Here is a 25,346-nt window from a genome sequence, read left to right on the forward strand (position 1 = left end):
AGTTGTCCTTAAACATTACAAAATATAATTGACGTGATAGTTTATTGTCTGTCTATCGCATTTCGTCAACGCTCTTTAGTTAAAAAATATGCGTAATCATATAAAAATCATAGAAATAAGTGTGTTACCAGCTTTTTCCTCCGGTTAATCATGCAAAATCGATCAAATCCGGCAAATGTTGAATAGCGTTGAGAATTGCTCTAAATATTGAACTGGTATATGGAACTTCCCCATGGCGGTTATTGTCGCGAAAATGGGCAAAAATTTTTAGGGGTATAATGGACGACAGTTCGGAAATTTTTTCAGCGAGTTATAAATCCGATGCTGTTTTCGATGCTGCTCGGCGTCATTCGGTACGTGTTCATATATTGAAATTTCTGCTGCCCGTCATTGCAATTGTTATTGCGCTGGTTTTCTCATGGTTCACATTTTTTGCAACCCCCGGCACAACTGATTTGGTTATTTTAAACAATGATCAGGGAAGCAACGGGCAGTTGACAATGACAGACCCCAAGCTTGAAGGCTATACATCGGACAATAAGCCTTATTCATTAAAAGCCAATAAGGCTATTCAAGATCCCCGTCATCCGGGCATGATAGAATTGCAGAAGATTATTGCCACACTTCCTCTCGGACAACGGGGCGAAGCTGCAGTCAATGCAATCGGCGCGTTTTATGATAATGTTAACGGACGCTTGCAATTTGATAAGCCGTTCGAAATCAAAACAAATGACGGGATGGTTGCCAAACTCGATTCAGCCGACGTGAATTTGTCGACAAGCCAATTGAGTACCGACCAGCCGGTTGATATTGTTCGCGGTGGACAACATTTGAAGGCAAACGGTTTACAAATACGTGATAATGGACAAGTGTTATTCTTTAATCGCGGTGTCAGTCTTGTCATCGACAATGCAAATGCGCAATAAGGAATAAAATGCTTGTCTTTTAAAAAAGCGGTGTCGGTTTATTTGAGGATTTTAAAATGAAGCCTTTAAAGCAGTACTTTTCTCACCTTGGTGCAGTCATGGCAACGGGATTGGCTTTCATGAGCCTCGGACAGACGCCGTCATTGGCACAACAAACAAATTTCGGTGTCAATCTTTCAGGTGGAAAAGAGCCTGTCGAACTCAATGCCGATAATCTGGAAATGCGCGATAAAGAAGGTGTCGCTATCTTCAGCGGCAATGTTTCTGTTGTTCAGGGCGATCGTATTTTGCGAACCTCAAAACTGATCGTGCATTATGCCAAGGCACCTGAAGAGGGCAAGAAAGATAAAACCGGCGAGGGGAAAGATAAAGAAACCGACGCCAACCAAAATGCTTCGGCGAAACCGGCAGCAGCAGGTGCCGGAGGTCTCGGCTCGACAGGTGTCGAAAAAATGGAAGCCTCGGGAAAGGTTTACATCAAAACAGCAACACAGGTTGCGACCGGTGATGAAGGTGTTTTCGATGGTAAATCGAAGCTGATGGTTTTGACGGGCAAACGCGTCATTTTGGCAGATGGTGATAATGTGGCGACCGGTTGTAAATTGACCGCCCATATGGATACTGGAAAAGCTTTCCTTGAAAGCTGTAAATCGTCGGGACAGAATGGTCGTGTTTCGATCATTATGAATCGTAACGAACAAAACGGAAAATGAGCGTTTTATGTCACAAAGTGATTCGCAAGTGGCTTTTGAACAGATCGCCTATGGAGAAAGTTCGGGCAACAATCTGAAGGAACGCCTCAAAGGGACACTGGCTGCTCGCGATTTAACGAAAACATATCGTGGGCGCAAAGTTGTCAAGGGTGTGTCTTTCGGGGTGCGCGCAGGAGAGATTGTCGGTATTCTCGGTCCCAACGGAGCTGGTAAAACGACATGTTTCTATATGGTGACCGGACTCGTCGAGGTTGATAGCGGTAGCATCGAGATTGACGGTTTTGATGTGACGGATATGCCGATGTACCGCCGTTCACGTTTGGGCATCGGTTATTTGCCGCAAGAAGCTTCCATTTTTCGGGGGCTTTCGGTGGAAGACAACATTAAAGCGGTTTTGGAAGTGGTCGAAAAAGACCGCAAGAAACGTGCAGAAGAGCTTGACGCGCTTCTTGATGAATTCAAGATTGCGCATTTGCGCAAAAGTCCGTCTTTAGCGCTTTCAGGCGGCGAAAGACGGCGTTTGGAAATTGCCCGTGCACTTGCTTCACGTCCCAATTTTATGCTGCTTGACGAACCTTTTGCCGGTATTGATCCGATTGCTATTGCCGACATTCAGCAATTGGTACGCCATTTGAAAAGTCGTGGTATCGGGGTCTTGGTAACCGATCATAATGTTCGTGAAACATTGGGGCTTGTCGACCGCGCCTATATTATCCACGATGGTCAGGTTTTAACCCACGGGCAGCCGGATGATATTGTCACCAACGCGGATGTACGCCGACTTTATCTAGGCGACCAATTCTCGCTATAATTTTATATCGCGTGCAACCTCAACCCGATATAAAATTTCATGCTTTTTGACAGATTGACCGGACCGGCTCTCGATTGGGTAAAGCTATTGTCGGTCTGTGGTACGTTATTTTGCGAAAATAAAAATTGTGAGCAGAGAAACACGGATATTAAGCCTGCAACACAATATAAATGGGGTGGCCGGTTTTTGTTATTTCAAAGACTATCGTAAAAAGCGCATTTTCTGGAAGGTTGACGAATTCCGGGGGGCGATTTTCCAATATAGAGCTTTTGAAACGAGGCGACCGCATATTGGAGAAACATGAAGATATAGGCGGTTGCTTCCGGCATTTGGATAAAATGATATCGGCCAAGAATTTATCTGAATTGATGATCCGGATATAGAGGGCTTTTTGCCGGTTCTTCCTAAGTAAAACAATGAAAAGCGTTTTGTTGCCGATAAAGGTTAAAAGTCGGGAGGAAAAGAATTGCCGTGGAATTTTTTTAAAAACCGCTTATTAGCTTTATCATAACGCGCTGTGTAAGTGTTTGGATAGCTTTTAAAGATAGCCATATAATGGAAGGCCAAGTGTCCCGAAAACCTCTTTATCGGGCTGTTTTTTCCTGAAAAATTGGAAAACTAGATCATCAGGAAGCGGTTCGGGAAAGCCATATAATTTTACTTTTCTGCGACGACATGGACGATTTCAAATTGCGGACAAGGATTGAAGCTTGTTATTTTTCTCATTTTTTAGTTGACAAGCAAGGATCATACCATTTTCGTTAAGGAGAAGAATTTTAACAAATTAAACGACCGAGGTTACAAAAACCGGTTCGTTTTGTGTGATGTTCATTGGCCGTTTCGCGTGGGGTCCATTGGGGAGGAATAAGGTTTATGGCACTGTCACCATCTTTTGAGCTTCGTCAGTCACAATCACTGGTGATGACTCCCCAGTTGATGCAGTCGATTAAGCTTCTTCAGATGACTGCTGCTGAACTTGAACATTTTATCGAGGAGGCGTTGGAAAAAAATCCTTTGCTCGAGCGTCAAAATGGGCAAGAGTTTACAGAAAAAACCGATAATGAAGCCATTAAAAATAGCGACGCGCAAACCAATAATGTTTTCGACAATTCCGCTGGCGCGTCTGAAAATTTCGAGAAAAATGTCGAGAGTGATCGAAATCTCTATGAGACACCTGATCCGGAAACATTATCCAATATGTTCGACGGAGGCGATGAGGCTGTCTTTTCGCAAAAATCTTCGTCCGAATATTTTGGTAAAAAAGAATATTCGTCCGATTGGACGACTTCTTTCATTGGATCTTCGCCAATCGAAGATGTGAATATTGTCGAAACGGTTGCATATAAACCTGGCTTGCAGGATTTTGTTGCCGAGCAAATCGGTTTTGCGTTCAAAAATAAAGAGGAGCACGATATTGCTTGCTACCTTTCTTCCGAACTTGATGAAGCGGGGTATTTTAACGGTTCGGTTGATAAGGTAGCTGATGAATTGTCAGTTTCAAAAACATTGGTTCACAATATTCTGAAACGTTTACAACAGCTCGACCCGCCGGGCATATTTGCTACTTCACTTTGCGAATGTTTGTCATTGCAACTTGAACGGCAAAACCGGCTTGATCCGGCAATCAGTGTCATACTTGATAATCTCCCGCTTTTGGCCAAACGTGATTTTGTCACGCTTTCCAGACTTTCCGGTCTCGAAGAAAGCGAAGTAGTCGATATATTGAACGAGATTCGCAGCCTCGATCCCAAACCGGGGACAGCTTATAGCGCATCGACACCAATCCCTGTCGTGCCTGATGTGATTATTTCCGAGAATCCGAATGGAGAATTTACCGTTGAACTCAATCGCGAGGTATTGCCAAAACTTGTTATTCATCGCGATTATGTCGTCAAAATCGGCAAGGACAATGTTGATCGCAGTTTCATCAGTAATTGCTACCAGAATGCCAACTGGTTGCTCAAAGCACTCGATCAGCGTGAACGCACACTCATCACAGTCAGTGCAGAAATTGCCCGCCACCAGCAAGAATTTTTGCGTCAGGGCATTTCTTTTTTGAAACCTCTCACGCTGGCAACAGTAGCCGAAGCGGTTCACATGCATGAATCGACTATAAGTCGGGTAACTGCCAATAAATATGTAGCAACTCCGCGAGGCATTTTCGAAATGCGCAGCTTTTTTTCAGCGGCTCTGCAAAGCACAGATGGCGGGGAACAGTATGCAACCGAAGCGGTACGTCAGCGTATTCGCAAATTGATCGACAGCGAAACTGCCGATCATGTGCTTTCCGATGATACACTTGTCCAATTGCTCAAAAAAGAGAATATCGATATAGCTCGTCGCACCGTAGCCAAATATAGAGAAATGATGAATATTTCATCTTCAGTATTGCGGCGTAGAGAAAAGAAACGCCAGATTCACACAACTACAGATTGATTTTTGCCGATTGACTTATTGTTGATAAATGACTAGAAGCCGGCTTTAAAAAGTCAGTAATCCGGTCTTTTCAGGAAAAGACACGCTTTGAGTTGCTTCCGCTTGAAGATGTCGTTAAACTGCGGAGATCACGAATTATGAACGAGGTTTATAATGAGCTTGCGCATTTCAGGAAAGCATATGGATATTGGTGAAGCTTTCCGTACGCGGATTGAAGACCGTATCAATGATGCGATTTCAAAATATTTTGCCGGTGGTGTCACAGGACATGTTACTGTTGTCAAATCCGGTTCGCGTTTTTCAGCTGAATGCGTATTGCATTTGAGTTCTGGCGCGGTGTTACAGACAACGGGTCAGGCGCAAGATCCTCAAGGCGCTTTCGATGCTGCAGCAGAACGTCTGGAGACGCGCCTTCGTCGTTATAAACGGCGTTTGAAATCACGCAGCAACAAGCAGAATGACAATACCGCTTTTGCCGAATATGCCTATCACATTATGGAGCCGGTGCCCGATGAAGATGAAGGCTTGCCGGAAGATTATGCCCCGACAATCGTTGCAGAAACGTCGATGACATTGCGCGATATGTCTGTCGCCAATGCTGTTGTCGAACTTGATTTGATGGATAATCCTGTGTTGGTGTTCCGCAATGCGGTTGATGGAAAAATCAATATTGTCTACCGGCGGGCTGATGGAAATATCGGCTGGATCGACCCCTCATCCATTACTAATAAAGCCTGAATAAGGAAATTCCTTTTCCCCGTTTTTTCAAATTATGAGGAAAAGGGATTATCCAGACCCTCGATGTTCTTGGCTCGATGTCGCGAGGTTGAGAAAGAATTCGGGATGGAAAAAAGGAAACCACATGGATCTTAGTGATTTGATTGCACCGGAAGCGGTTATTCCTGCCCTTAAGGCAAATTCCAAAAAACAGGTTTTGCAAATTATGGCGGAAAAAGCAGCCTCTCTGACAGGCCTTGACGAGCGAACAGTGCTTGATACGGTACTTCAACGTGAAAAACTCGGTTCGACCGGCGTTGGCAATGGTATTGCCATTCCTCATAGCAAGCTTGCCAATATCGACCACATTGTCGGTGTTTTTGCCCGCCTTGAAACGCCGGTCGATTTCGAAGCGCTTGACGATGAACCGGTTGATCTGGTTTTCTTGCTTCTGGTTCCTGAAAGCGCGGGTGCCGATCATTTGAAGGCACTTTCGAGAATTGCCCGCGTTTTGCGTGATAATGATATGGTACAAAAATTACGCAATACGCGTGATGCGGTTGCCATCCATACTTTTTTGACACAGCATCCGGCCGCCTCGAACGCCGCGTAATATAACGGCTTGCGCCCGCATGAACTTTTCATGCGGGCATTTTATTCTTTTTGTCTGAAAATTTTATATGCAAAGCTTTTGCCAATTATCGTGAGTTGACCGGTAAAGAAGTGGCTGATAGGCTCACATCGCCGGATTTGTGTTTTGTTGTCAGGCAATTTCAATGGCAGGATAAAATAATGACCTCTTTGGCCCATCAGAATGATGATCGCTTTCGTGAGCCGGGCATCGCCGCTCCGCTTACTTTCCTCATTATGTTTGTTTTTTTCATTTATGGCGCATTATTGGTCGGTCTCCTCGGTTTATCAAACTGGATTATTCATGCGTGGAACCTGACATTTTTCATTAATCTCGGAAATTTTGGCGTATTTCTTCTGGCCATTCTTATACCCGCCCTGTGGGCAGTTATTGTTGGCATCTGTGCCTCTATTCCCTATTATATTCTGCGCTCGCGCGGGCACTATCTTATGGCCTCTAAAGTCGCAACAATCATTGTTTTTGCAATGTTCCATATCTTTGCTTTACCTTGGATTTTATGGCCAATGGTTCGTCGTGCTTCGCCAAAATTACGGCATAAACGCATTGAAAAACTGCGCCAGATGGTCAGAGACGGAAAGATGAAAGAACGTCTTGCCGAACGCCATCAGCGGCTATTGGCTCGCGGATATCAATTTTCGTGATCCGGTTTCAAAACTTGCCTCCAGTTTCAAGGTTTTGGTAGGTCTTACGTTTTTCGCTTAGCTCCAAATAACAGAGCTTAAAAAAGCCGCTTAAAAATTTTTTGAAATGGTATCACGAAGAGATATGTTTCAATTTTTAAAGCTAAAAAGTTTTAGCCGCTTGGGGGATATGCCCGGAACATCAGGACGCAACAAAACATGGTATCGGTTGGCATTGTGTCGGGTAATCCTCAGGCTCAAAGGGTAGTTTTCAGGTTTAAAAAAGTCCATTCTTGGAAAAATATATCGAGCGTGTTTCACAAAAAATAAATTTGCCAATCGGAAAAATAAAAATTCCGGTGATATAAAGCAGGACAATCAAGACTAAAAAACCGGGTATGCATATTTTGCAAACCCGGTCACATAAGTGTATTTGCGAAGCCTAGTTGTTTTTGAGGCTTGCCAATGAGCGGCGATTATAGCGACGCGGTGTGATGCACCAGTAAACCCCGCCGGAAACAAGAGCAGCGATGAGATTGATGACAGTTTCACCGAAAGAGAGCGCCGTTCCAGTTGCCCATAGGGAAATGAAATAAAGGATAGCAGCGATAACGGCAGCCAATAGATAATAATGCATCTTATAGAAATGCCGGTGTTCGCCATAAATAATCGCCAGAATAAAGACAACGCCCACAATCATGAAATGCGGCGGAACATCGTAAAGCGGATTATTCGGTGACAATAAATCATGTAATGTTATGTCATGTTCGAGGAGTAATACCGTTAATCCGATTTGCACAATCATAAATGCGGCTTCGGCAAAGATACAACCGACTAAAATCCATGTAATGTGAAATGCAGTAATACTTTTCATGTCACTTCCTATTCGAGCCACCATTTTCAGTCGCCATGTCCGGCAATCATCATGGCTTCAAGTTTTAACCGTTCCGATTTTCTTAAACGTTCCGATTGTGATTTGAGTTGCCCGCAAGCGGCAAGAATGTCCCGTCCGCGCGGCGTCCTTATCGGTGAAGCATAACCGGCCTGATTAATCAAATCGGCAAACCGTTCAATTTGTTCCCAATCGGAGCACTGGTAATTGCTTCCCGGCCAGGGATTGAAAGGAATAAGGTTGATTTTTGCAGGTATGCCTTTCAGAAGTTTGATCAAACCTCTGGCATCGTCAAGGCTGTCATTCACATCCTTGAGCATGACATATTCAAAGGTTATCCGTTTTGCATTTGATAGTCCCGGATAAGCACGGCATGCGTCAAGCAATTCCGCCAAAGGATATTTTTTATTGATGGGAACCAATATATCGCGCAATTCGTCGCGAACTGCGTGAAGCGATATGGCAAGCATCACGCCGATTTCTTCACCGGTTTTGAAAATCCCCGGTACAACGCCGGATGTCGACAAAGTGATACGGCGTTTTGAAAGCGACAACCCTTCACCATCCGAAGCAATAAGCAGTGCCTTTTTGACGGCCTCGAAATTATAGAGCGGTTCGCCCATTCCCATCATAACGATATTGGTAATTTTGCGCCCCTCTGCCGGCACAATGGCACCGTCAGGCGTGTCTTTATCCGGAAAATCACCGAGCCGGTCGCGCGCTATCAGCAATTGGCCGAGGATTTCTTCAGCCGTGAGGTTACGAACCAGCTTTTGGGTGCCTGTATGGCAGAATGAACATGTAAGAGTGCATCCCACTTGCGAGGACATGCACAAAGTGCCACGCCCCTCTTCGGGAATGTAAACCATTTCAACCTCGACCGGTTTTCCGGCGCCACGCGAAGGAAAGCGCAACAACCATTTACGCGTACCATCGTTAGAAATCTGTTCTTCGACAATTTCCGGACGGGCAATGGAAAAATGTTTTTTCATTTTTTCACGCATGTCCTTGGAAATATTGAACATGTCGTCGAAGTTTGAAACACCGCGTACATAAAGCCAATGCCAAAGCTGGCTAACACGCATACGTGTCTGACGTTCCGGTACGCCTATCTCCTGTAACGCGCTTGCCATTTCGGCGCGCGACAAGCCGATCAGGGATGCTTTTGTTTCATCCATTCTGGCAGGGCGCAAAAGCGAAGTCGCGCCAATAGGTCTAAGATCGTAGGATACGCTCATAGTTTCCAAAGCTCTGAATAAAGTTCTGTCTTGGCGGATTTAGCATAAAAGCAAGCCAACGTCACCACACTTATGTGCCATAAAACGAGCACTGCACCATGACAATATCATGATGCAGTGCCGAAACGGGTAAAAATTGAAAAATTCGTATTATTTGCATTTCTGTGCAGCGTTGAGTGCTGCGGTAATTCCCTTCAAGGAATAGGTATAGCTTGTATTTGTTCCGCGCTGGGAAACAGCTTTGACAGAAAGATTGGAACCGCTTTTCATGGCTGCAACAAGTTGGCTCTCTGCTGCCGGTGATGCTGCCCAGGCAGAGGAATCCTTGGTAAAGAATTCGAAATTTTTGCCATCGACAGAAACCGTAACTTTGTCCTTCAGGGCATAGCCTGCCATGAATTGCGGCTCATAAGTAACCGGATTGCCTGCACGTTTGCTGACGAGGAAATAATTATCGCCATGGTTGACCGATTTGGGTTCTGCAGTAATCGGGGCGGAAAGCACATAACATACTGTACTGTTTCCTGATTTATAGGAATAGGCACCCCATGCATCAAATTGGTTGATGCGTGTAGGTGTCTGTGCCGAAGCAGTTCCGGCAACTCCCATAATCAAGACAGACGCAGCAACAAAAATTTTTCCAAACATCGTATACTCAGCTCACTTTTTGTTTTCTATTGGCAAAGCCGGATGGCTTCAAACCGGCGATTTTTCAAAAATCAGCATATCATTCTCACAACATGCTTTCAGTGTTACATGCAATTTTGACTAGTTTATGGTTACCAAAAAGTGAAGTTTTGTCCGGAAATTACAATTTTAATGAAAAACTATTTTTTTGGCGTTTCAATCGGGGCCTTTTCCAGAGCTTTTCGTGCAGCCTGATAATGTGCGTCGGTGATGTGGGCGCGCACTGCCGAGATCGCAATTGTAAGAACTGCGATATCGTCGGTGAAACCGATTACAGCCAACATATCGGGGATAAGATCGAAAGGCATTACAAAATAGGCGAGTGCCGCAAGAAGAATGCCGCGTACACGTGTCGGTGTTTGAGGGTCAAATGCACAGTAATAACTGGCAACGACATCTTCCATAAAGGGAATGTGTCCTGCCGCTTTACGAACTGTTTTCCAGAAAGCCGCCCGTACTTTTGCAGCACGACTTTTTTGCGTTTCTTCTGATTCGGGCTTCAAAATTTTTTCGATTGTTGTTTTATCCATCTTAAAATTCCGTCCGCAGAAATGTCCTCAAACTACGCTTTTTAACAATGATAGAAGTAGGAAGTCGTGATAATTTTACAAGTTTCCGGTTTCAGGAATCCTTTTCATGAGCATCCTGAAATTGATTTTTTAAAGGATATTTCAGAATTGAAGAGGCAGTTTCTTTTATAAAATCTCCCACTTGACTCTGATTTATATTCGATTCCATAATGGAACAAAACAAGAACATTGTTGTGAGTCTTTTATGCCGGATATAGCCCAATTACGTCGCCTTGTTGCCCGCATGGAAGGAAAACCTGTCGCTTTTTCTATGGATGACAATAGAAAGGGCAAGGAAAAACATTCCCTTCCTGAAGGCTATTTCTATCTCGGTCACGAAGAGGTGGATTTTGCGGCTGGTCCATTTCCCTCTTATGCCTTGCATGAAGTTATTTCCGGTCCTGCCGCCATGAATAGTGCAACCGGTTTTTCTCTCGGTCTTCTCAAACGCAATGAAAAGGCAAACTGCCCATTCATCTGGCTGGAAGAAGAAAGTACAGAAATAGAATATGGCATTCCTTATCCTGTTGGAATTTCTGCTTTCGGGCTTGATCCGGCGCGATTTATTCTGGTGCGTTGTCAAAAGGCCGAAGATGTTTTGAAAGCGGCTGATGATGCATTGGCAACGTCCAGAGTGGGCGGTTTATTATTGAGCCTTTCGGGTGCCTGTCGGGCGCTTGATTTTACAGCCACCCGACGTTTGCATCTGGCAGCAGAAAAAGCACATTCGCCGGTTGTTCTGGTGCTTGGCAAAGAAGCTTTGAAAAACAGCAATGCTGCTACACGTTGGCAAGTCAAAGCAGCGCCTTCCGAAAGTTCGGGTGCAAAAGCACCGGGGCTAACAAATTACGATGTCACACTTTTGCGAAATAGGGCCGGATATACCGGACATTGGTTGATGCAATGGAACATCCATGACCAGATTTTTACAAAACCCCAAGAAATACGGCTTAAACGACCGGCTCTATCTGGCACTCGCTTTTCCTCGCCTGCCGATAGACCGTCTGAAGACGGTTTTGCCGCCTGAAAAAGCACCGGATTTCACAAAACCTTTTGCAGTGGTTGGCCGTTCTGTCCACGGACTGAGGCTCGCTCATGTCAATGAGGCGGCGACACATGCCGGCCTTTATCCGGGGCTTTCTCTGGTTCATGCACGCAGCCTTTGTGAAAGAATAGAAACAGTCAATGAAGCAGAAGAGGCCGACAAGAACTATCTTCAATATCTCGCCCGAAATGCCGGCCGGTTTACCCCACTTGTAGCCTATAGCCTTCCCTTTGGTTTGATACTTGATGTGACAGGTTGCGATCATCTTTTCGGGGGGCCACAAAAAATGCTCGAAAAAGTGACCGCTTATTATAAGGGGTTGGGGCTTGAAACACTCTCGGCACTGACAATAACACCGGCAGCCGCGCGGGCTTTTGCCCGTTTTGGTGTCAACCGTTTTGTCACAAAAGAAGATTTTGTTTTAACATTGGATAGGTTGAAATTACCGGCACTTGAAGCAAAGCCGGATGTCCAAATGGCACTTCGCCGTGCCGGATTTTATTGTCTCAAAGATATTCAGGCGGTTTCGCCAAAAGCACTGGCTGCGCGCTTCGGCGAAGTTTTGCCTGCCCGACTTGATGCGCTTTATGGAAAAAGACAGGAGCCGCTTTCATTCATAAATCCACCCCCGTCCCTTTATTTGTCATTACGTTTGGAAGAGCCATTGATTGATGTAACAATGGTTGAAAAACAGTTTTTTGTTCTGGCAAAAGAATTTTTCAAGCGTTTAACGAAACTCGGTCTGGGGTGTCTGATGATAAACATCATCCTTTATCGGGTTGATGGACATATTGACCGGATAGGCATTGAGACCGGTCGCCCTTTGAGCGATCCTGTACAATTCCTGTCGCTTCTCGAGGAACGGCTGAAAAGCTTGAAAACACCGCTCGATGCGGGATATGGCTATGATACATTGGCACTTTCGGTAAGCCGTTCCGCTCCCCTTCGTCCCCTTCAGACAGAGCTTGTCAATGATGATCTGGAACCGGCAGAAATCGGGCAACTGGTTGATCGGCTGTCAACCCGTTTAGGGGCAGATCATGTTCTGGTTGCCGGTACAAAAGAAAGTCATATTCCCGAATATGCAGCTTTTTGGGGAATAGCCCAGCACCATAAACCGCATACTGAAGCTTTGAAAGCTTTGGATGCACAATTGAAGGCACAAGGATTTTCCTCTCTTCATCCCAATCCGCCAGAACGGCCTATCAGGCTTTTTTGCCCGCCACAGCCCATTGATGTCATTGCTGCTTTGCCGGATGATCCGCCAGCTTCTTTTCGCTGGCGACGGATTATCCATAAAATTCGCCTTGCCGAAGGGCCTGAACGTATCAGTGCCGAATGGTGGAAACAGTCAAGCCCTAATCGTGATTATTATCGCGTGGAAGATGAAAATGGCGAACGTTTCTGGATATTCCGTTATGGCGAATATCCGAAAACCAAATGGTTTCTACATGGCTTATTTGCCTGAAATCTTTCAGTTTCCAGAAGCTCTAAAGGCAAGTTTACGCATTATGCGTTGGTTTTTGTTCTCAACCAGAAAGTCCGGTTTTTTGAAAAACATGTCTTTTCGTCCGGTTGAAGAATCTACCAGCAAGGAAACGACCGGACAAAATAAGGCGACAACATGTTTGCATTGTCTGTAAGAAGCAATTTTTCCTTTTTAAAAGGGGCTTCCCATCCCGAAGAGCTGGTGGGCGAGGCGGCGTGCCTTCACTATGCCGGTATCGGCATTGCCGACGAAAACACATTGGCCGGCGTGGTTCGCGGCTTTGCCATGGCACGGGAAGTTTTAAAACTTGCCCCTTCTTTCCGCTATCTTGTCGGTTGTCGGCTGGTGTTTTCGGATGGAACGCCGGACCTTGTTGTCTATCCAAGAGACAGAAAAGCTTATGGCATGTTGTGCCGGATGCTAAGCGAAGGAAAAGCAAAATCCGGCGAAAAAGGAGCCTGCCAATTAAAGTTTGAAGATTTTTTATTTCGTGCGCGCGGTTTCCAGATCATTGTCACAGATGGCGAAAAACTGGAAGACACATTGAAAAACTTGCAACAGGTGGCAAAGGGACAAGTTTTTCTTGGTTTGCCGATGAATTTTACCGGCAAGGATGCCCGTTATAGTGAATATCTGGCAAGAATGGCCAAAAACTTTAATGTCGGTCTCATTGCTGCTGCCGATATTCTCTATCACAGTGAAGAAAGGCGCATTTTACAAGATATTCTGACAGCAATCCGTCTTCATAAAACAATTGACGAAGCAGGCTTTGCGCTTCAAGCCAATAGCGAGAAATATCTGAAGCCGGTGAAAGAAATAGAACGGCTTTATCGGAATTTTTCCGGTGCAATCAAAGCGCAACAGGATTTTGTAGCCCCCATTTCCTTTTCACTTGATGATCTTTCCTATTCCTATCCGGACGAGCCGGTTCCTGCCGGTAAAACGCCCCAATCCTATCTGGAAGAATTGACCTGGAAAGGCATGGCTGAAAGGTTTCCAAAAACAGCTTATGACAGCGTAAAACCACTTCTGGAAAAAGAATTGAAGCTTATCAAGAAGCTTCGCTATGCTCCCTATTTTCTGACTGTTTATGACATTGTCAGTTTTGCAAAATCACAAGGCATTCTTTGTCAGGGGCGCGGTTCGGCTGCCAATTCGGCAGTATGTTTCTGTTTGGGCATTACCAATGTCAATCCACAACAGATTGATCTGTTGTTCGAGCGTTTTATTTCCGAAGAACGTAATGAACCACCCGATATTGATGTCGATTTCGAGCATGAGCGGCGCGAAGAAGTGATGCAATATATCTATCGCCGTTATGGTCGCCATAGAGCTGCCATTGTTGCAACGGTCATCTGTTATCGCAGTCGCAGTGCTATTCGTGATGTCGGCAAAGCTTTGGGCTTGAGCGAAGATATTATAGGAGCGATTGCCTCGACTGTATGGGGCACATCCGGCAAAAAAGTAAGCGATGAGGAGATTGCTCAAAGAGGACTCGACCCGACAAACCGGATGATTGGTTTGACACTACGTCTTGCTCATGAATTGGTCGGCTTTCCAAGACATTTGTCACAGCATGTCGGCGGTTTTGTTTTGACCGAGCAAAGGCTTGATGAAACCGTGCCGATCGGCCCTGCTGCCATGAAAGACCGCAGCTTCATCGAGTGGGATAAAGATGATATCGACACTGTCAAATTGATGAAGGTCGATATTTTGTCTTTGGGGATGTTGACCTTGATCCGCAAAGCTTTTGATCTTTTGAAACGTCATAAAAATATCAGCCATGGCTTGCATGATGTTCCGCGGGAAGACGAGCACGTCTATAAAATGTTGTCGAAAGGTGATTCGATCGGAGTTTTTCAGGTTGAAAGCCGGGCACAAATGAACATGTTGCCGCGATTGAAACCGAAACAATTCTACGATCTGGTCATTGAAGTGGCTATTGTCCGCCCCGGCCCGATACAGGGCGATATGGTGCACCCGTATTTACGCCGTCGCAACCATATGGAAAAAGTGGTTTATCCCTCACCGTCACCACAATTCGGCCCGCCTGACGAATTGCAGCGTGTTCTGGGAAAAACCTTGGGCGTTCCGCTCTTTCAGGAACAGGCAATGCGCATTGCCATAGAAGCCGCCAAATTTACTCCCGATGAAGCCAATCTTTTGCGCCGTGCCATGGCAACATTCCGGCGGGTTGGAACCATTCATACCATGCAGGCAAAAATGGTCGAGGGAATGGTGAGGCGAGGTTACAAGCGCGATTTTGCCGAAAATTGTTTCAAGCAGATTGAAGGTTTCGGCGAATATGGTTTTCCTGAAAGCCATGCGGCAAGCTTTGCCCACCTTGTCTATGTTTCGGCTTGGCTCAAATGTCATCATCCGGAAATTTTCGCGACCGCTCTTCTTAATTCCCAACCTATGGGGTTTTATGCCCCCGCCCAGATTATTCGGGATGCCCGCAATCATGGTGTCGAGGTTTTGCCGGTCGATGTCAATCATAGCCATTATGACCATTGTCTGGAAAAAAACGGCAATGGTTTTTCATTGCGATTGGGATTTCGCCAAATCAACGGTTTTGCCATTGAATGGGGAAAAAGAATCGAACTTCAACAAGCCGAAGGGCCGTTTTCTTCTATTGAAGAATTGCATCGTCGGGTGATGTTACCAAAACGCGCCTTCGAGCTTCTTGCCGATGCCGATTGTTTCTTAAGTATCGATAAAGAGCGGCGTTCGGCTTTATGGGCGGTGCGCCGTTTGCCCGATCATGGAAACTTGCCATTATTTGCGGCAGCACAACAATCCGATCTCGGTGAAGAAGAGCCGCTTATTTTTACGCCGATGAAATTGAGCGAACATGTCATTACCGATTATGAAACAACGCGCTTGTCGCTCAAAGCCCATCCGGTCAGTTTTTTGCGAAAAGATCTGGCAAAAAAGGGAGTGCTTACCTGTCATGAAGCAATGGAAATTGCCGGTGGATCTTCTGCAACAATTGCCGGTATTGTTACAGTCCGGCAAAAGCCCGGCAGTGCCAAAGGTGTAGTCTTTTTGACAATGGAAGATGAAAGCGGCATTGCCAATATTGTTGTTTGGCCAAAAATAATGTTGCGCTTTCGCCGCGAGGTCATGGGGGGTAAACTCCTATTGATAACAGGTAAAATACAACGGGATTCTTCCGGTGTTACCCACCTTGTTGCCTCTTATATTGAAGATAGAAGTATGGACATTATCAATCTGAGCGAAATTCCCGAACATTTTGCGGCGATTGAAAGCGAACCTGTGGCCCGCCATCCCCGTCAGTTCCGTGCTTTGCCGAAATCCCGCGATTTCCATTGAAATATTTGCCATGAATGAAGACTTTTATGCCTTTCAACTTTTTATTTTGCATATCTCGAACCGTTTGATGACAAGCTGAAAAATGTAGGAGCCTGTGAAAGCTTCATCACGTGGTCGGCAGTTGTTCAGTATTTTTAAAACTGTTGTTTCAATCTTTTAAGAAAAACAAAATCCTGTCAAAAATGAATAAGGAAATAGAGGGTTGATCAAGCAAAAGAACGGGTCTGAAAGCCGAAGCTTGCCCCTGTGTCAGGGTGATCTAAAAGTCCATGAATCCATTTGCTCAGGTATATTTTTTGAAATCGGAAATTTGAAAAATATTCGTGTTTTAAAAAAGCATTTGAATGCATCGATTGTCGGTTGTTTTTGAAAATAAACAGCGACAATAAAATCCGGAAGCCTGACTTTCATAACATTCACCCGCAGGTAAAGGTGTGAGGCCGCGGATAAAACCGCATTATGTTCGATCAACCGGTTTTGAAAAAGCTTGAAGACCATTCGGAAGTTCATTTCGTTCCGACAACAAACTCCATATTTCATTTTCGCGAATTATTATAAATTGTGTGAGGTAACTATGAATTATGCGAGCTTTGTTGTGGAAATTTCGAATGGCGCAAAAAAACGCGCATAGAACGTCATTTTTCACGCTTTGAGCACTACCATTCAAGCTACGGCTTTCAGGCGTTCATTGCCCAGACGATAGGAAACCGCTTCGGCAAGATGGTGTCTGGTAAGATGCGTCTCCCCCTCAAGATCGGCAATCGTACGAGCAACTTTCAGGACACGATGGTAAGCGCGTGCTGAAAGGCGCATTTTTTCGCTTATCGTTTGTAATAATATTGTGGCAGCACCATCAAGAACGGCAACTTTTTCGATCAGATTTGCAGGACAATCACCATTGGTGCGGATTTGGGGCATTCCCAGTTCTGCATATCTTTTAACCTGAATATCTCTTGCTTTTCTAACGCGTTCGGCGACAACGCGGCTTGGTTCTGCTTCTGCCGGTTTGATGAGATCAAGTGCCGATAAGGCCGGCACATCAATTCGTAAATCTATGCGGTCAAGCAGGGGGCCGGAAATACGTGCCTGATAATCAAGCTGGCATTTCGGGCCTTTGGCACAAACATGCCCCGGTTCGCCTGCCATGCCGCAGCGACAAGGGTTCATGGCGGCAACAAGCTGGATACGTGCGGGATAACTGACATGCCGGTTGGCACGCGCAACAACGCATTCCCCGCTTTCAAGCGGTTGACGCAAAGAATCGAGAACTTGCGGTGAAAATTCTGGAAACTCGTCGAGAAACAATACCCCATTATGGGCAAGTGAAACTTCGCCGGGGCGTGCTTTAATGCCGCCGCCGACCATAGCTGCCATGGATGCCGAATGATGGGGTGCACGGAAAGGTCGATGAATGGAAACAGATCCGTTCGTTGTTTCTCCGGCAATCGAGGCAATGAGCGAAACATCAAGAAGTTCGCGGGCATCAAGCGGCGGCAATATGGAAGGTAACCGCTCGGCCAGCATGGATTTGCCAGCTCCGGGAGGGCCGACAAACAACAAATTATGACGACCCGCGGCTGCCACTTCAAGTGCCCGTTTGGCGGCACTTTGCCCCTTTATGTCGGCAAGATCGGGCAAATTATCCTGAACAATATATTGGCGTGGCTGTGGCGGCGACAAAAATTGCGAACCTTTGAAATGGTTGACGAGAGCAAGCAAACTCGAAGGGGCGAGAATGTCGATGTCGGAACCTGCCCAGGCGGCTTCAGGACCACATTGTTCCGGACAAATCAGCCCTTTATCGGAAGCAACGGCCGCCATGGCTGCGGGCAGAACACCACTTACCGGTGCAATTGAACCATCCAGTCCCAATTCACCCATAACAACGTATTTTTGCCCGATTTCAGGGGGTAAAAGCCCCATTCCGACCATAAGCCCGACAGCGATCGGTAGATCATAATGGGAACCTTCCTTGGGTAGATCGGCCGGTGCTAGATTGACCGTAATCCGTTTGATCGGCATGGACAATCCACAGGCGTGAAGTGCTGCCTGCACACGTTCGCGACTTTCTGCAACCGCCTTATCGGCAAGGCCTACAATGGACATTCCCATTTTGCCATTGGCAATCATAACCTGTACATCCACAGGTAAAGCGTCAATGCCCGAAAAGGCAACAGTCGTAATACGTGCAACCATTTGTCTTGTTCTCATGTGAGTTGTATCAAAATGAGACAATCATTATTTTTACCGAAAATCAAGAACATTTCATGAACATCAAGTATTTTTATGGTGTTCGCCACGGTAAGGCACAAATTGCCGGTTAACACTTCATTGATGAAAATGAAGCAAAATCATGTTCGTCAGTATATGATTAAACGCTGGCCTATGCTAACGCATGAACAAGCAGCAATTTTAATGAGCGCGAAGTTAAAGTGCGAAGTAAATTGTGGGTTTGGAATTTTGGAGCGTTATATTTGGTAAATAAGCAGGTAAACAAAGAGTTTGACGGTTAAGAGTTAAGTGTTTTGGTAATGTCAGTTACAAAATCGAGGTTGAAGGCAGAGAGTGCTCTTGTCGCTCTCATGACCTGCGTTGCGCTGACTTTTTATCAACCACAAGAAGCAAATGCTTTCGATCTTTTTGGTATCCATTTATGGGGTAAAAAAGATCAGAACGATAAAAATGCCGATGTTATCGGTGTTCCAAAACATTATAAGGTCAAAGTTAACAATGCTCCGAATGCACCGGAAGGGGGCGTAAAAATTGTCAAGGCAGCGTCATCTCTCGTTGAAGATGATGATAAGCCGGCCTCCGGTTCTGCAGGACTTTTGGCCAAAGCACGCGGTGATTACAGGAAAATTCTGGCTGCCCTTTATGCCGAAGGTTATTACGGCGGCACAATCAGTATTCAGGTGAACGGTGCGGAGGCAGCCAATATCCGTCCCGATACAGAATTGCCCGACCAATCCGATATCCTCATTACAATCGATACCGGACCGCAATATCATTTCGGTGTTGCAAGCGTTCATGATCTCGCTCCAAAAACCGACGACAAGAAAGACAAAGTTCCTCTTCCGGCCGATTCTGGATATGCGTCAGGGGATGTTGCAAAATCCGGTTCTGTTTTCAAGGCGGAACAACTTGCCATCGAAGGGTGGCGGCAACAAGGTTATGCCAAGGCAAGCGTAAAAAACCGTGATGTTGTTGCCGATCATGCCAGCCGCACTATCGATTCCAATATAGAGGTTCAGCCCGGTCGAAAAGCCAGTTATGGTCCCTTGACAGTTAAAAACGTCAGCGACAAGCCCCGCATGGATTCAGCCTATGTCGCCTGGATGACCGGATTAAAAGAGGGGCAGGAATATGACCCCGATGATATTGCCAAAGCCAACAAGCGCCTCGCACGGCTTGATGTATTTCGTGCGGCCAATGTGAGGGAGGCAGACAAGATCAAGGATGATGGCAGTTTGCCACTCAATCTTACAGTACAGGAACGTCCGCTTCACCGGTTTGGCGTTGGTGGAAGCTATTCGACACTTGATGGCGCCGGTCTTGAAGCTTACTGGATGCATCGCGACCTTTTCGGCCATGCGGAACGCTTGCGATTTGACGCAAAGATTAGCGGCATTGGCGGCAGTCAGGATGACTCCTATAATCCGAAAAACTTCGGCTATCTTCTGGGAACCACTTTCACCCGTCCCGGTGTTATCACGCCCGACACCGATTTTGTTGCAAGCCTTAAAGGGCAGCGTGAGGTTCTTGATAATTATACAACCACAGGCATTACCGGACAGCTCGGTTTGACACATATATTCACCGATGAGCTCTCAGGGCGGATTTATTTCAATGCCGCCCAAACCAAATCGGAAGACGACTATTTCGGCAATCGCGATTTTACACCGGTCGGTTTTTTGGGAGGATTGCTTTATGATAGTCGTGACAACAAGTCCAATCCTAAACACGGCCTTTATGGCGAAGCGGTTCTGGAGCCGATTTACGAAATTCATTATGGAAACTTTATCGGCAAGATGACATTGGAAGGCCGTTCCTATTTTTCGCTTGATGCGAAAGATCGCTATGTTATTGCAACACGTGCAAAGATCGGTTCGATTACCGGTCCGGAAGCGCGCGAAATTCCTTCCGATATGCTCTTCTTTGCCGGTGGCGGTGGTTCTGTGCGCGGTTATGGCTATCGTAATATCGGTATTAGAACCGATACCGGCGATACAATTGGCGGCCGTTCACTCGTCGAAGGTTCGGCGGAGTTGCGCACAATGGTGACCGATACAATCGGTCTCGTCGGTTTTGTCGATGCCGGTGTTGTGGGGGCTGATTCCACTCCGGATTTTTCGGAAAACACAAAAGTCGGTGCCGGTATCGGTGTCCGTTATATGACAGGGCTTGGACCATTGCGTTTTGATGTGGCAGCACCTCTCGATGGTGCAGTGGGCGACCCTGATTTAGGTTTCTATATCGGCATAGGGCAGGCGTTCTGATGATGAAAAAATTTTCACTTTCAGCTTTTATAACCGCATTGTTCCTGATCTTTACAGGTTTGACAGCAAGCTTTGCCGACACTTCTTCACCCGCCGGTCACGATATGGCTGCGGCTGAAAAGTCGTGGGTTTTGTCATTCATTGAAAGCAAAATTTCTTCGCCCAACCGGCAAATCCGTTTTGCCGGCATTGAAGGGGCTTTATCGTCGAACGCTACAATCGGCTCGATTACGATTGCCGATCGACAAGGTGTTTGGCTCAAAATCACCAATGCCAAACTTGACTGGAATCGTTTGGCACTATTGCGCGGACAAGTGTCTATTAACGAATTGTCTGCCGAGAAGATTGATATTTTCAGGAAACCTTTGCCTGATTCTTCGGCACCAAGCCCCCAATCCAAGGGTTTTTCTATACCGGACTTGCCAGTTGCGATAAGCATCAAATCACTTGATGCAAAGGAAGTCGCATTCGGGGAGCCGCTATTTAATCTTCCTTCCGAAGTTTCGTTGCAAGGCGGTATAACTCTTGCCGATGGTGATCTCGCGGCTCAACTCGTCATGAAACGTCTGGATAAAGCCGGCAATTTCGATGTGTTGGCCAATATTTCAAACAGCACCAACAAGGCAAAAATCGATATTGAAGTGTCGGAGCCGGAAAACGGCATTGTTGCCAATCTTTTAAAAATAAAGAATCGCCCCGCCGTTGCTTTGATTGCAAAAGGCGAAGGACCGCTTGATAATTTCGAGCTCGGCCTTGCGATGAAAGCCGGTGCCGATCCGGTACTGAATGGCAAATTCAAGCTTCAGGGCACAGAAAGTGGAAAATCGATAAATGTTAATCTGTCGGGACCGATTGTTCTTTTGATGCCTGACGAATATCGGGCATTTTTCGGGGCAAGAACGGAGCTTGAACTGGCAGCTTTGCTGAAAAAGGGCGGCGGCTTTCGACTGGACAAATTTTCGATCAATGGTGATGGTGTTCATATAGCTGCGAATGCAGAAACATTGTCAGACGGCTTTTTACGCCGATTGGCGGTAAAAGCATCGGTCAAAGCGCAAACCGGTCAGTCAATTATTTTGCCTGTCGCCGGAGGCAAAACACGTGCCGATAATATTGCTCTTAATATCGATTATGGACAGAATGAGAGGTCGATGTGGAGTGGCCAATTTATCGTCAATAACTTTTCAAACGAAAATTTCATTGCCCACGATATAACTGTCGATATGGGGGGCGACTCGGAAAATCTGGATGACGTCAATAATCGTCATGTCGGTTTGCAGATTACCGGCGCAATAAACGGCATGGCAACGCCGAAGAGCAAGATTTCGGATGCCTTGGGAAAATCGGTTAATTTGAAAGTCGATGCCGATATTCTCGCCCATCAGCCGGTTACACTACGCACTGTCAATCTTTCCGCTAACGGGCTCACTTTATGGCTGAAGGGGCAAATCGAGAAGTTTCAATTCAAAGGAAATCTCGGCATTCAAGCCGATACATTGGAACCTTTGGCAATGTTAAGCGGAAAACCGCTTTCGGGTGCAGCCGATATCGAGGCAAATGGCTCAATCGGCCTTGTCGGTGGTTCTTTCGATCTTGATCTTTCCGGAAAAACCGTGGCTTTGAAAACCGGTAATGAAACGCTGGATCGTTTGCTGGCTGGCAATGTAAAATTATCGGGTGGAATAAAACGCGACGAAACCGGAATTACAACACGCCAATTCCTGCTTGGTAACGACCATATCAAGCTTGAAGCGAATGGCAGCTTCTCGAGTGATGAAGCCGATATGGACTATCAGCTTGATCTTTCCGACCTTAATCTCGTCAATCCCCGTATGCATGGGGCAGTCCAATTGCAGGGTGCCGCCCGTGGCCATAACCGTCTTGTTGCTTTAAGTCTTGGCGCAAAGATAAAAGAAGCAACTTTGTCGGGTCAGAAAATGCAGGATACGGCAATTTTTGCCAATGCCATTCTCGACAATACGTCACCGATTGCGACCTATTTGAGTGGTTATGTAGACGGTAGCGGCCTCTTCGGGGGTGAAAAACTGAAACTAAGCGGAAGTTTTTCCGATAATGACCAGTTTAAAAGTCTGAACAATCTCGACATTCTCGTCGGCGAAACGCATGTGAACGGCAATCTGAAACAAAATCTGGAAGGGCTGATTGACGGCAATATCCATATTGATGCACGTGATATTTCAACATTGAGTGCGCTTTTGCTCACCGACGGTCATGGCACTATGACAGGTGACTTTAATTTAAGCGAAAGTGAAGGAAAGCAGAGCGGTCGTCTGAAAGCCCATATCGACAAACTGGTTTTTGGCGAAAATCATGTTGAAAGCCTTGATATGAATTTGACGCTCGATGACCCGAAAGGCGCTTTCCGTGTCAATGGCTTTGTCAATGCTTCCGATATTCGCGTTGCGAATTTTGTCGTCAATACCATAAAAGCAACAGCAAAAGATATGGATGGAAAAACCGCTTTTCAGGTTTCTGCCGATGTCCAGAATAATATCAAGGCCGATCTTGCCGGTCGCTTGATCTACCCTGCAACAAACGGGGATGAATCGCAAGATGGGCAAGGGGATAATCAGCGGCTGACAGTCGAGTTTGATTCTATGAACGTTTCGCAGGATACATTGCATGCGAAACTATTAAATCCGGCTTCTGTGATTTTGTTTGATAATAGCTATCACATTTCGCCTCTGACATTGGATGTGAATGGCGGGAAATTTTCGGTTAAAGGCGATGGCGGGTCAAAACTCGATTTGGATTTGCAAATGGACCATTTGCCCGTTTCACTTGCCAATCTGATAAAACCGGATCTTCGTGCAACCGGTGCTTTAACCGGTCAAGCCGATATAAAAGGAACGCCGGATAAACCTGATGTTGCCTTTGATATGAAAGGTGAAGGTCTATCAATCGGCCTTCTCAAAGACAAAAAGATCGCGCCTTTTGCACTTGATGCAAAGGGGAGAACCAATGGCAAATCGGTCAATGTTGATACAAGGATTTCCGGTTCCGGTCTTGATGTTGAAGCCAATGGCAAAGTACCGCTGGATGCAGGAAATCTCGATCTTGACATAAGCTTGAAAAATTTGCCGGTTACTCTCGCAAACGGTTTTGTGGCCAATCAGAATCTTGGCGGCACCATCTCCGGTCACGCCCACATCGGTGGACAATTGAAAGCACCGACGGCAACATTCAATCTTTCAGGCCAAGGCTTGAGAGCCGATTTATTGGCAAAAAATGGTCTTACGCCAATCAGTTTGAATGCTGAGGGCCATTATGACAATAATGTTCTTAATCTTGAACAATTTACCGCAAATGGTGCGCAAGGGCTTAATATGTCGGCAAATGGCCGCATTCCGGTAAAAGGTGATGGCATTGATCTTCATGTCAAAGGTTCGGCTCCTATGGCAATTGCCAATCAATTCCTTGCCGAACGTGGAACGCAAATTTCCGGCTCGGCAAATGTTGATGCAACAGTCAGAGGTTCCTTCACAAAACCGGAATTGAATGGTCATTTTGCTCTTGCAAATGGTACTTTTATTGATCCGCAAAGCAATTTGCGCCTGAACAATATTGTCGTTGATGCCGGTTTGAGTGGCGAGCGCATTGTGCTCAATCGTGCCAGCGCTTCATCATCTGCTGGAGGTACAATTTCCGCCAACGGTTCTATTTCGACAGATTTTTCTGCCGGAATGCCCGCCGATATGACCGTTCGCCTCAATCATACACGCTATAGCGATGGCGAAATGGTTGTTGCGACCGTTGATGGCACTTTAACAGTAACGGGCGGTCTGTTGAATAATCCGGTGATTGGCGGTGATCTTACAATCGAAAAGGCAGAAATTACCGTTCCGGATCGTTTCGGAGGGGCTGCTCTTATAGATGTCAAACACAAGAATCTTACAAAAGATATTGAAACAACGCTTGAGCGGGCGAAAATCGATACTGGCAGGAATAAAGCTGCAACGGCTCCGGCAAAACCTTCTGTCGTCCAGTTGAAATTGCATATCCGTGCACCGAACCAGATTTTTGTTCGCGGTATGGGGCTTGATGTCGAATTGGGTGGCGAAATCGGTTTGTTCGGTCCGGTGAATGAAATTCATCCCGTCGGCGGGTTCCAGATGTTGCGGGGCCGGTTTGAAATTCTTTCTCAACGCCTTACCTTCACTGAAGGAACGGTAACACTTGTCGGCAATCTCAACCCTGAAGTCAATTTTGTTGCAACCACGCAAGGAAGCGATATTACAGTAACGGTAACTGTAAGCGGTACGATCAATGCATTGAGTGTTTCCTTCACTTCGGTTCCTGTCTTGCCTCAGGACGAAGTTCTCGCCCGTTTGATTTTCAATCGTTCAATCAGCGAACTCTCGCCCTTCCAGATTGCCCAGCTTGCGTCTGCTGCTGCCGAACTTGCCGGTGTTACCAACACGTCGCTTCTCGGTTCCTTACGGTCGACCACCGGCCTTGATGATCTTGATGTTGTGACAGATAAACAGGGGAATACCGGTGTTAAAGCGGGGCGCTATATCCGCGATAATATTTATCTCGGTGTCGAAGCCGGCTCCGGTGGCAACACGAAAGGCACTGTTAATCTGGATATTTCCAAAAACTTGAAAGCCAAAGGCGCACTTGGCGCACAAGGTGATTCAAGTGTTGGTGTTTTCTATGAAAAAGATTATTAAAACGAGGAATATTGTTTTTGCCGGA

General features: G+C 46.0%; 17 protein-coding genes. 12 read left to right on the forward strand and 5 right to left on the reverse strand.

Annotated features, from left to right (window positions below):
- Positions 1 to 278: 278 nt before the first annotated feature.
- From lptC to H3S83_RS01870, 7 genes are all read left to right on the forward strand, one after another.
- Entirely contained in the window at positions 279 to 926 is a 648-nt protein-coding gene (lptC, locus tag H3S83_RS01840; RefSeq protein ID WP_198225481.1) for an LPS export ABC transporter periplasmic protein LptC, read from the forward strand.
- 56 nt (positions 927 to 982) lie between these two features.
- Positions 983 to 1,639, forward strand: coding sequence for an LptA/OstA family protein (locus H3S83_RS01845; RefSeq protein ID WP_198238015.1), 657 nt, complete (start codon positions 983 to 985; stop codon positions 1,637 to 1,639).
- A gap of 73 nt (positions 1,640 to 1,712) precedes the next feature.
- A complete protein-coding gene (lptB, locus tag H3S83_RS01850) occupies positions 1,713 to 2,450 on the forward strand; it encodes an LPS export ABC transporter ATP-binding protein (RefSeq protein ID WP_149867498.1) in 738 nt (245 codons plus the stop codon).
- 873 nt (positions 2,451 to 3,323) lie between these two features.
- Positions 3,324 to 4,886, forward strand: a complete 1,563-nt coding sequence (rpoN, locus tag H3S83_RS01855) for an RNA polymerase factor sigma-54 (RefSeq protein ID WP_198238750.1) — start codon at positions 3,324 to 3,326, stop codon at positions 4,884 to 4,886.
- 153 nt (positions 4,887 to 5,039) lie between these two features.
- Entirely contained in the window at positions 5,040 to 5,624 is a 585-nt protein-coding gene (hpf, locus tag H3S83_RS01860; RefSeq protein WP_077969828.1) for a ribosome hibernation-promoting factor, HPF/YfiA family, read from the forward strand.
- A 124-nt stretch (positions 5,625 to 5,748) separates the two neighbouring features.
- A complete protein-coding gene (gene ptsN, locus H3S83_RS01865) occupies positions 5,749 to 6,216 on the forward strand; it encodes a PTS IIA-like nitrogen regulatory protein PtsN (RefSeq protein ID WP_198225478.1) in 468 nt (155 codons plus the stop codon).
- A gap of 50 nt (positions 6,217 to 6,266) precedes the next feature.
- Positions 6,267 to 6,896 (forward strand): hypothetical protein, encoded by a 630-nt coding sequence (locus H3S83_RS01870; RefSeq protein WP_210327906.1) that lies wholly within the window; start codon positions 6,267 to 6,269, stop codon positions 6,894 to 6,896.
- Positions 6,897 to 7,317: 421 nt separating this feature from the next.
- Here H3S83_RS01870 and H3S83_RS01875 read toward each other — a convergent pair whose 3' ends face one another.
- The 4 genes from H3S83_RS01875 to H3S83_RS01890 form a co-directional block, all read right to left on the reverse strand.
- Positions 7,318 to 7,749, reverse strand: coding sequence for a hypothetical protein (locus H3S83_RS01875; RefSeq protein WP_077969835.1), 432 nt, complete (start codon positions 7,747 to 7,749; stop codon positions 7,318 to 7,320).
- A gap of 26 nt (positions 7,750 to 7,775) precedes the next feature.
- Complete coding sequence (rlmN, locus tag H3S83_RS01880; RefSeq protein WP_077969837.1) at positions 7,776 to 9,005, reverse strand: 23S rRNA (adenine(2503)-C(2))-methyltransferase RlmN; 1,230 nt, start codon at positions 9,003 to 9,005, stop codon at positions 7,776 to 7,778.
- Between the two features lie 150 nt (positions 9,006 to 9,155).
- The gene (locus H3S83_RS01885) at positions 9,156 to 9,653 is read right to left on the reverse strand and encodes an invasion associated locus B family protein (RefSeq protein ID WP_198234947.1); all 498 of its coding nucleotides are present in this window, start codon (positions 9,651 to 9,653) and stop codon (positions 9,156 to 9,158) included.
- 179 nt (positions 9,654 to 9,832) lie between these two features.
- Positions 9,833 to 10,222 (reverse strand): YkvA family protein, encoded by a 390-nt coding sequence (locus H3S83_RS01890; RefSeq protein WP_198232497.1) that lies wholly within the window; start codon positions 10,220 to 10,222, stop codon positions 9,833 to 9,835.
- 244 nt (positions 10,223 to 10,466) lie between these two features.
- On the opposite strand from H3S83_RS01890, the gene H3S83_RS01895 reads away from it, so the two are divergent.
- From H3S83_RS01895 to H3S83_RS01905, 3 genes are all read left to right on the forward strand, one after another.
- Positions 10,467 to 11,288, forward strand: a complete 822-nt coding sequence (locus H3S83_RS01895; protein ID WP_198225473.1) for an ImuA family protein — start codon at positions 10,467 to 10,469, stop codon at positions 11,286 to 11,288.
- A complete protein-coding gene (locus H3S83_RS01900; RefSeq protein ID WP_198238752.1) occupies positions 11,176 to 12,774 on the forward strand; it encodes a DNA polymerase Y family protein in 1,599 nt (532 codons plus the stop codon). The genes H3S83_RS01895 and H3S83_RS01900 overlap by 113 nt, the downstream gene beginning before the upstream one ends.
- A gap of 156 nt (positions 12,775 to 12,930) precedes the next feature.
- Entirely contained in the window at positions 12,931 to 16,131 is a 3,201-nt protein-coding gene (locus H3S83_RS01905) for an error-prone DNA polymerase (RefSeq protein ID WP_198238753.1), read from the forward strand.
- A gap of 663 nt (positions 16,132 to 16,794) precedes the next feature.
- Here H3S83_RS01905 and H3S83_RS01910 read toward each other — a convergent pair.
- Positions 16,795 to 18,327, reverse strand: a complete 1,533-nt coding sequence (locus tag H3S83_RS01910; RefSeq protein WP_198238754.1) for a YifB family Mg chelatase-like AAA ATPase — start codon at positions 18,325 to 18,327, stop codon at positions 16,795 to 16,797.
- A gap of 335 nt (positions 18,328 to 18,662) precedes the next feature.
- On the opposite strand from H3S83_RS01910, the gene H3S83_RS01915 reads away from it, so the two are divergent.
- Together H3S83_RS01915 and H3S83_RS01920 are read left to right on the forward strand one after the other, a co-directional pair.
- Positions 18,663 to 20,627, forward strand: coding sequence for an autotransporter assembly complex family protein (locus H3S83_RS01915; RefSeq protein WP_198238755.1), 1,965 nt, complete (start codon positions 18,663 to 18,665; stop codon positions 20,625 to 20,627).
- Complete coding sequence (locus H3S83_RS01920) at positions 20,627 to 25,321, forward strand: translocation/assembly module TamB domain-containing protein (RefSeq protein ID WP_198238756.1); 4,695 nt, start codon at positions 20,627 to 20,629, stop codon at positions 25,319 to 25,321. Before H3S83_RS01915 ends, H3S83_RS01920 begins: the two co-directional genes overlap by 1 nt.
- Positions 25,322 to 25,346: the final 25 nt, after the last annotated feature.

Origin of the sequence: Bartonella sp. W8122 (assembly GCF_016102485.1) — a bacterium.
Taxonomy (GTDB): Bacteria; Pseudomonadota; Alphaproteobacteria; order Rhizobiales; family Rhizobiaceae; genus Bartonella; species Bartonella apihabitans.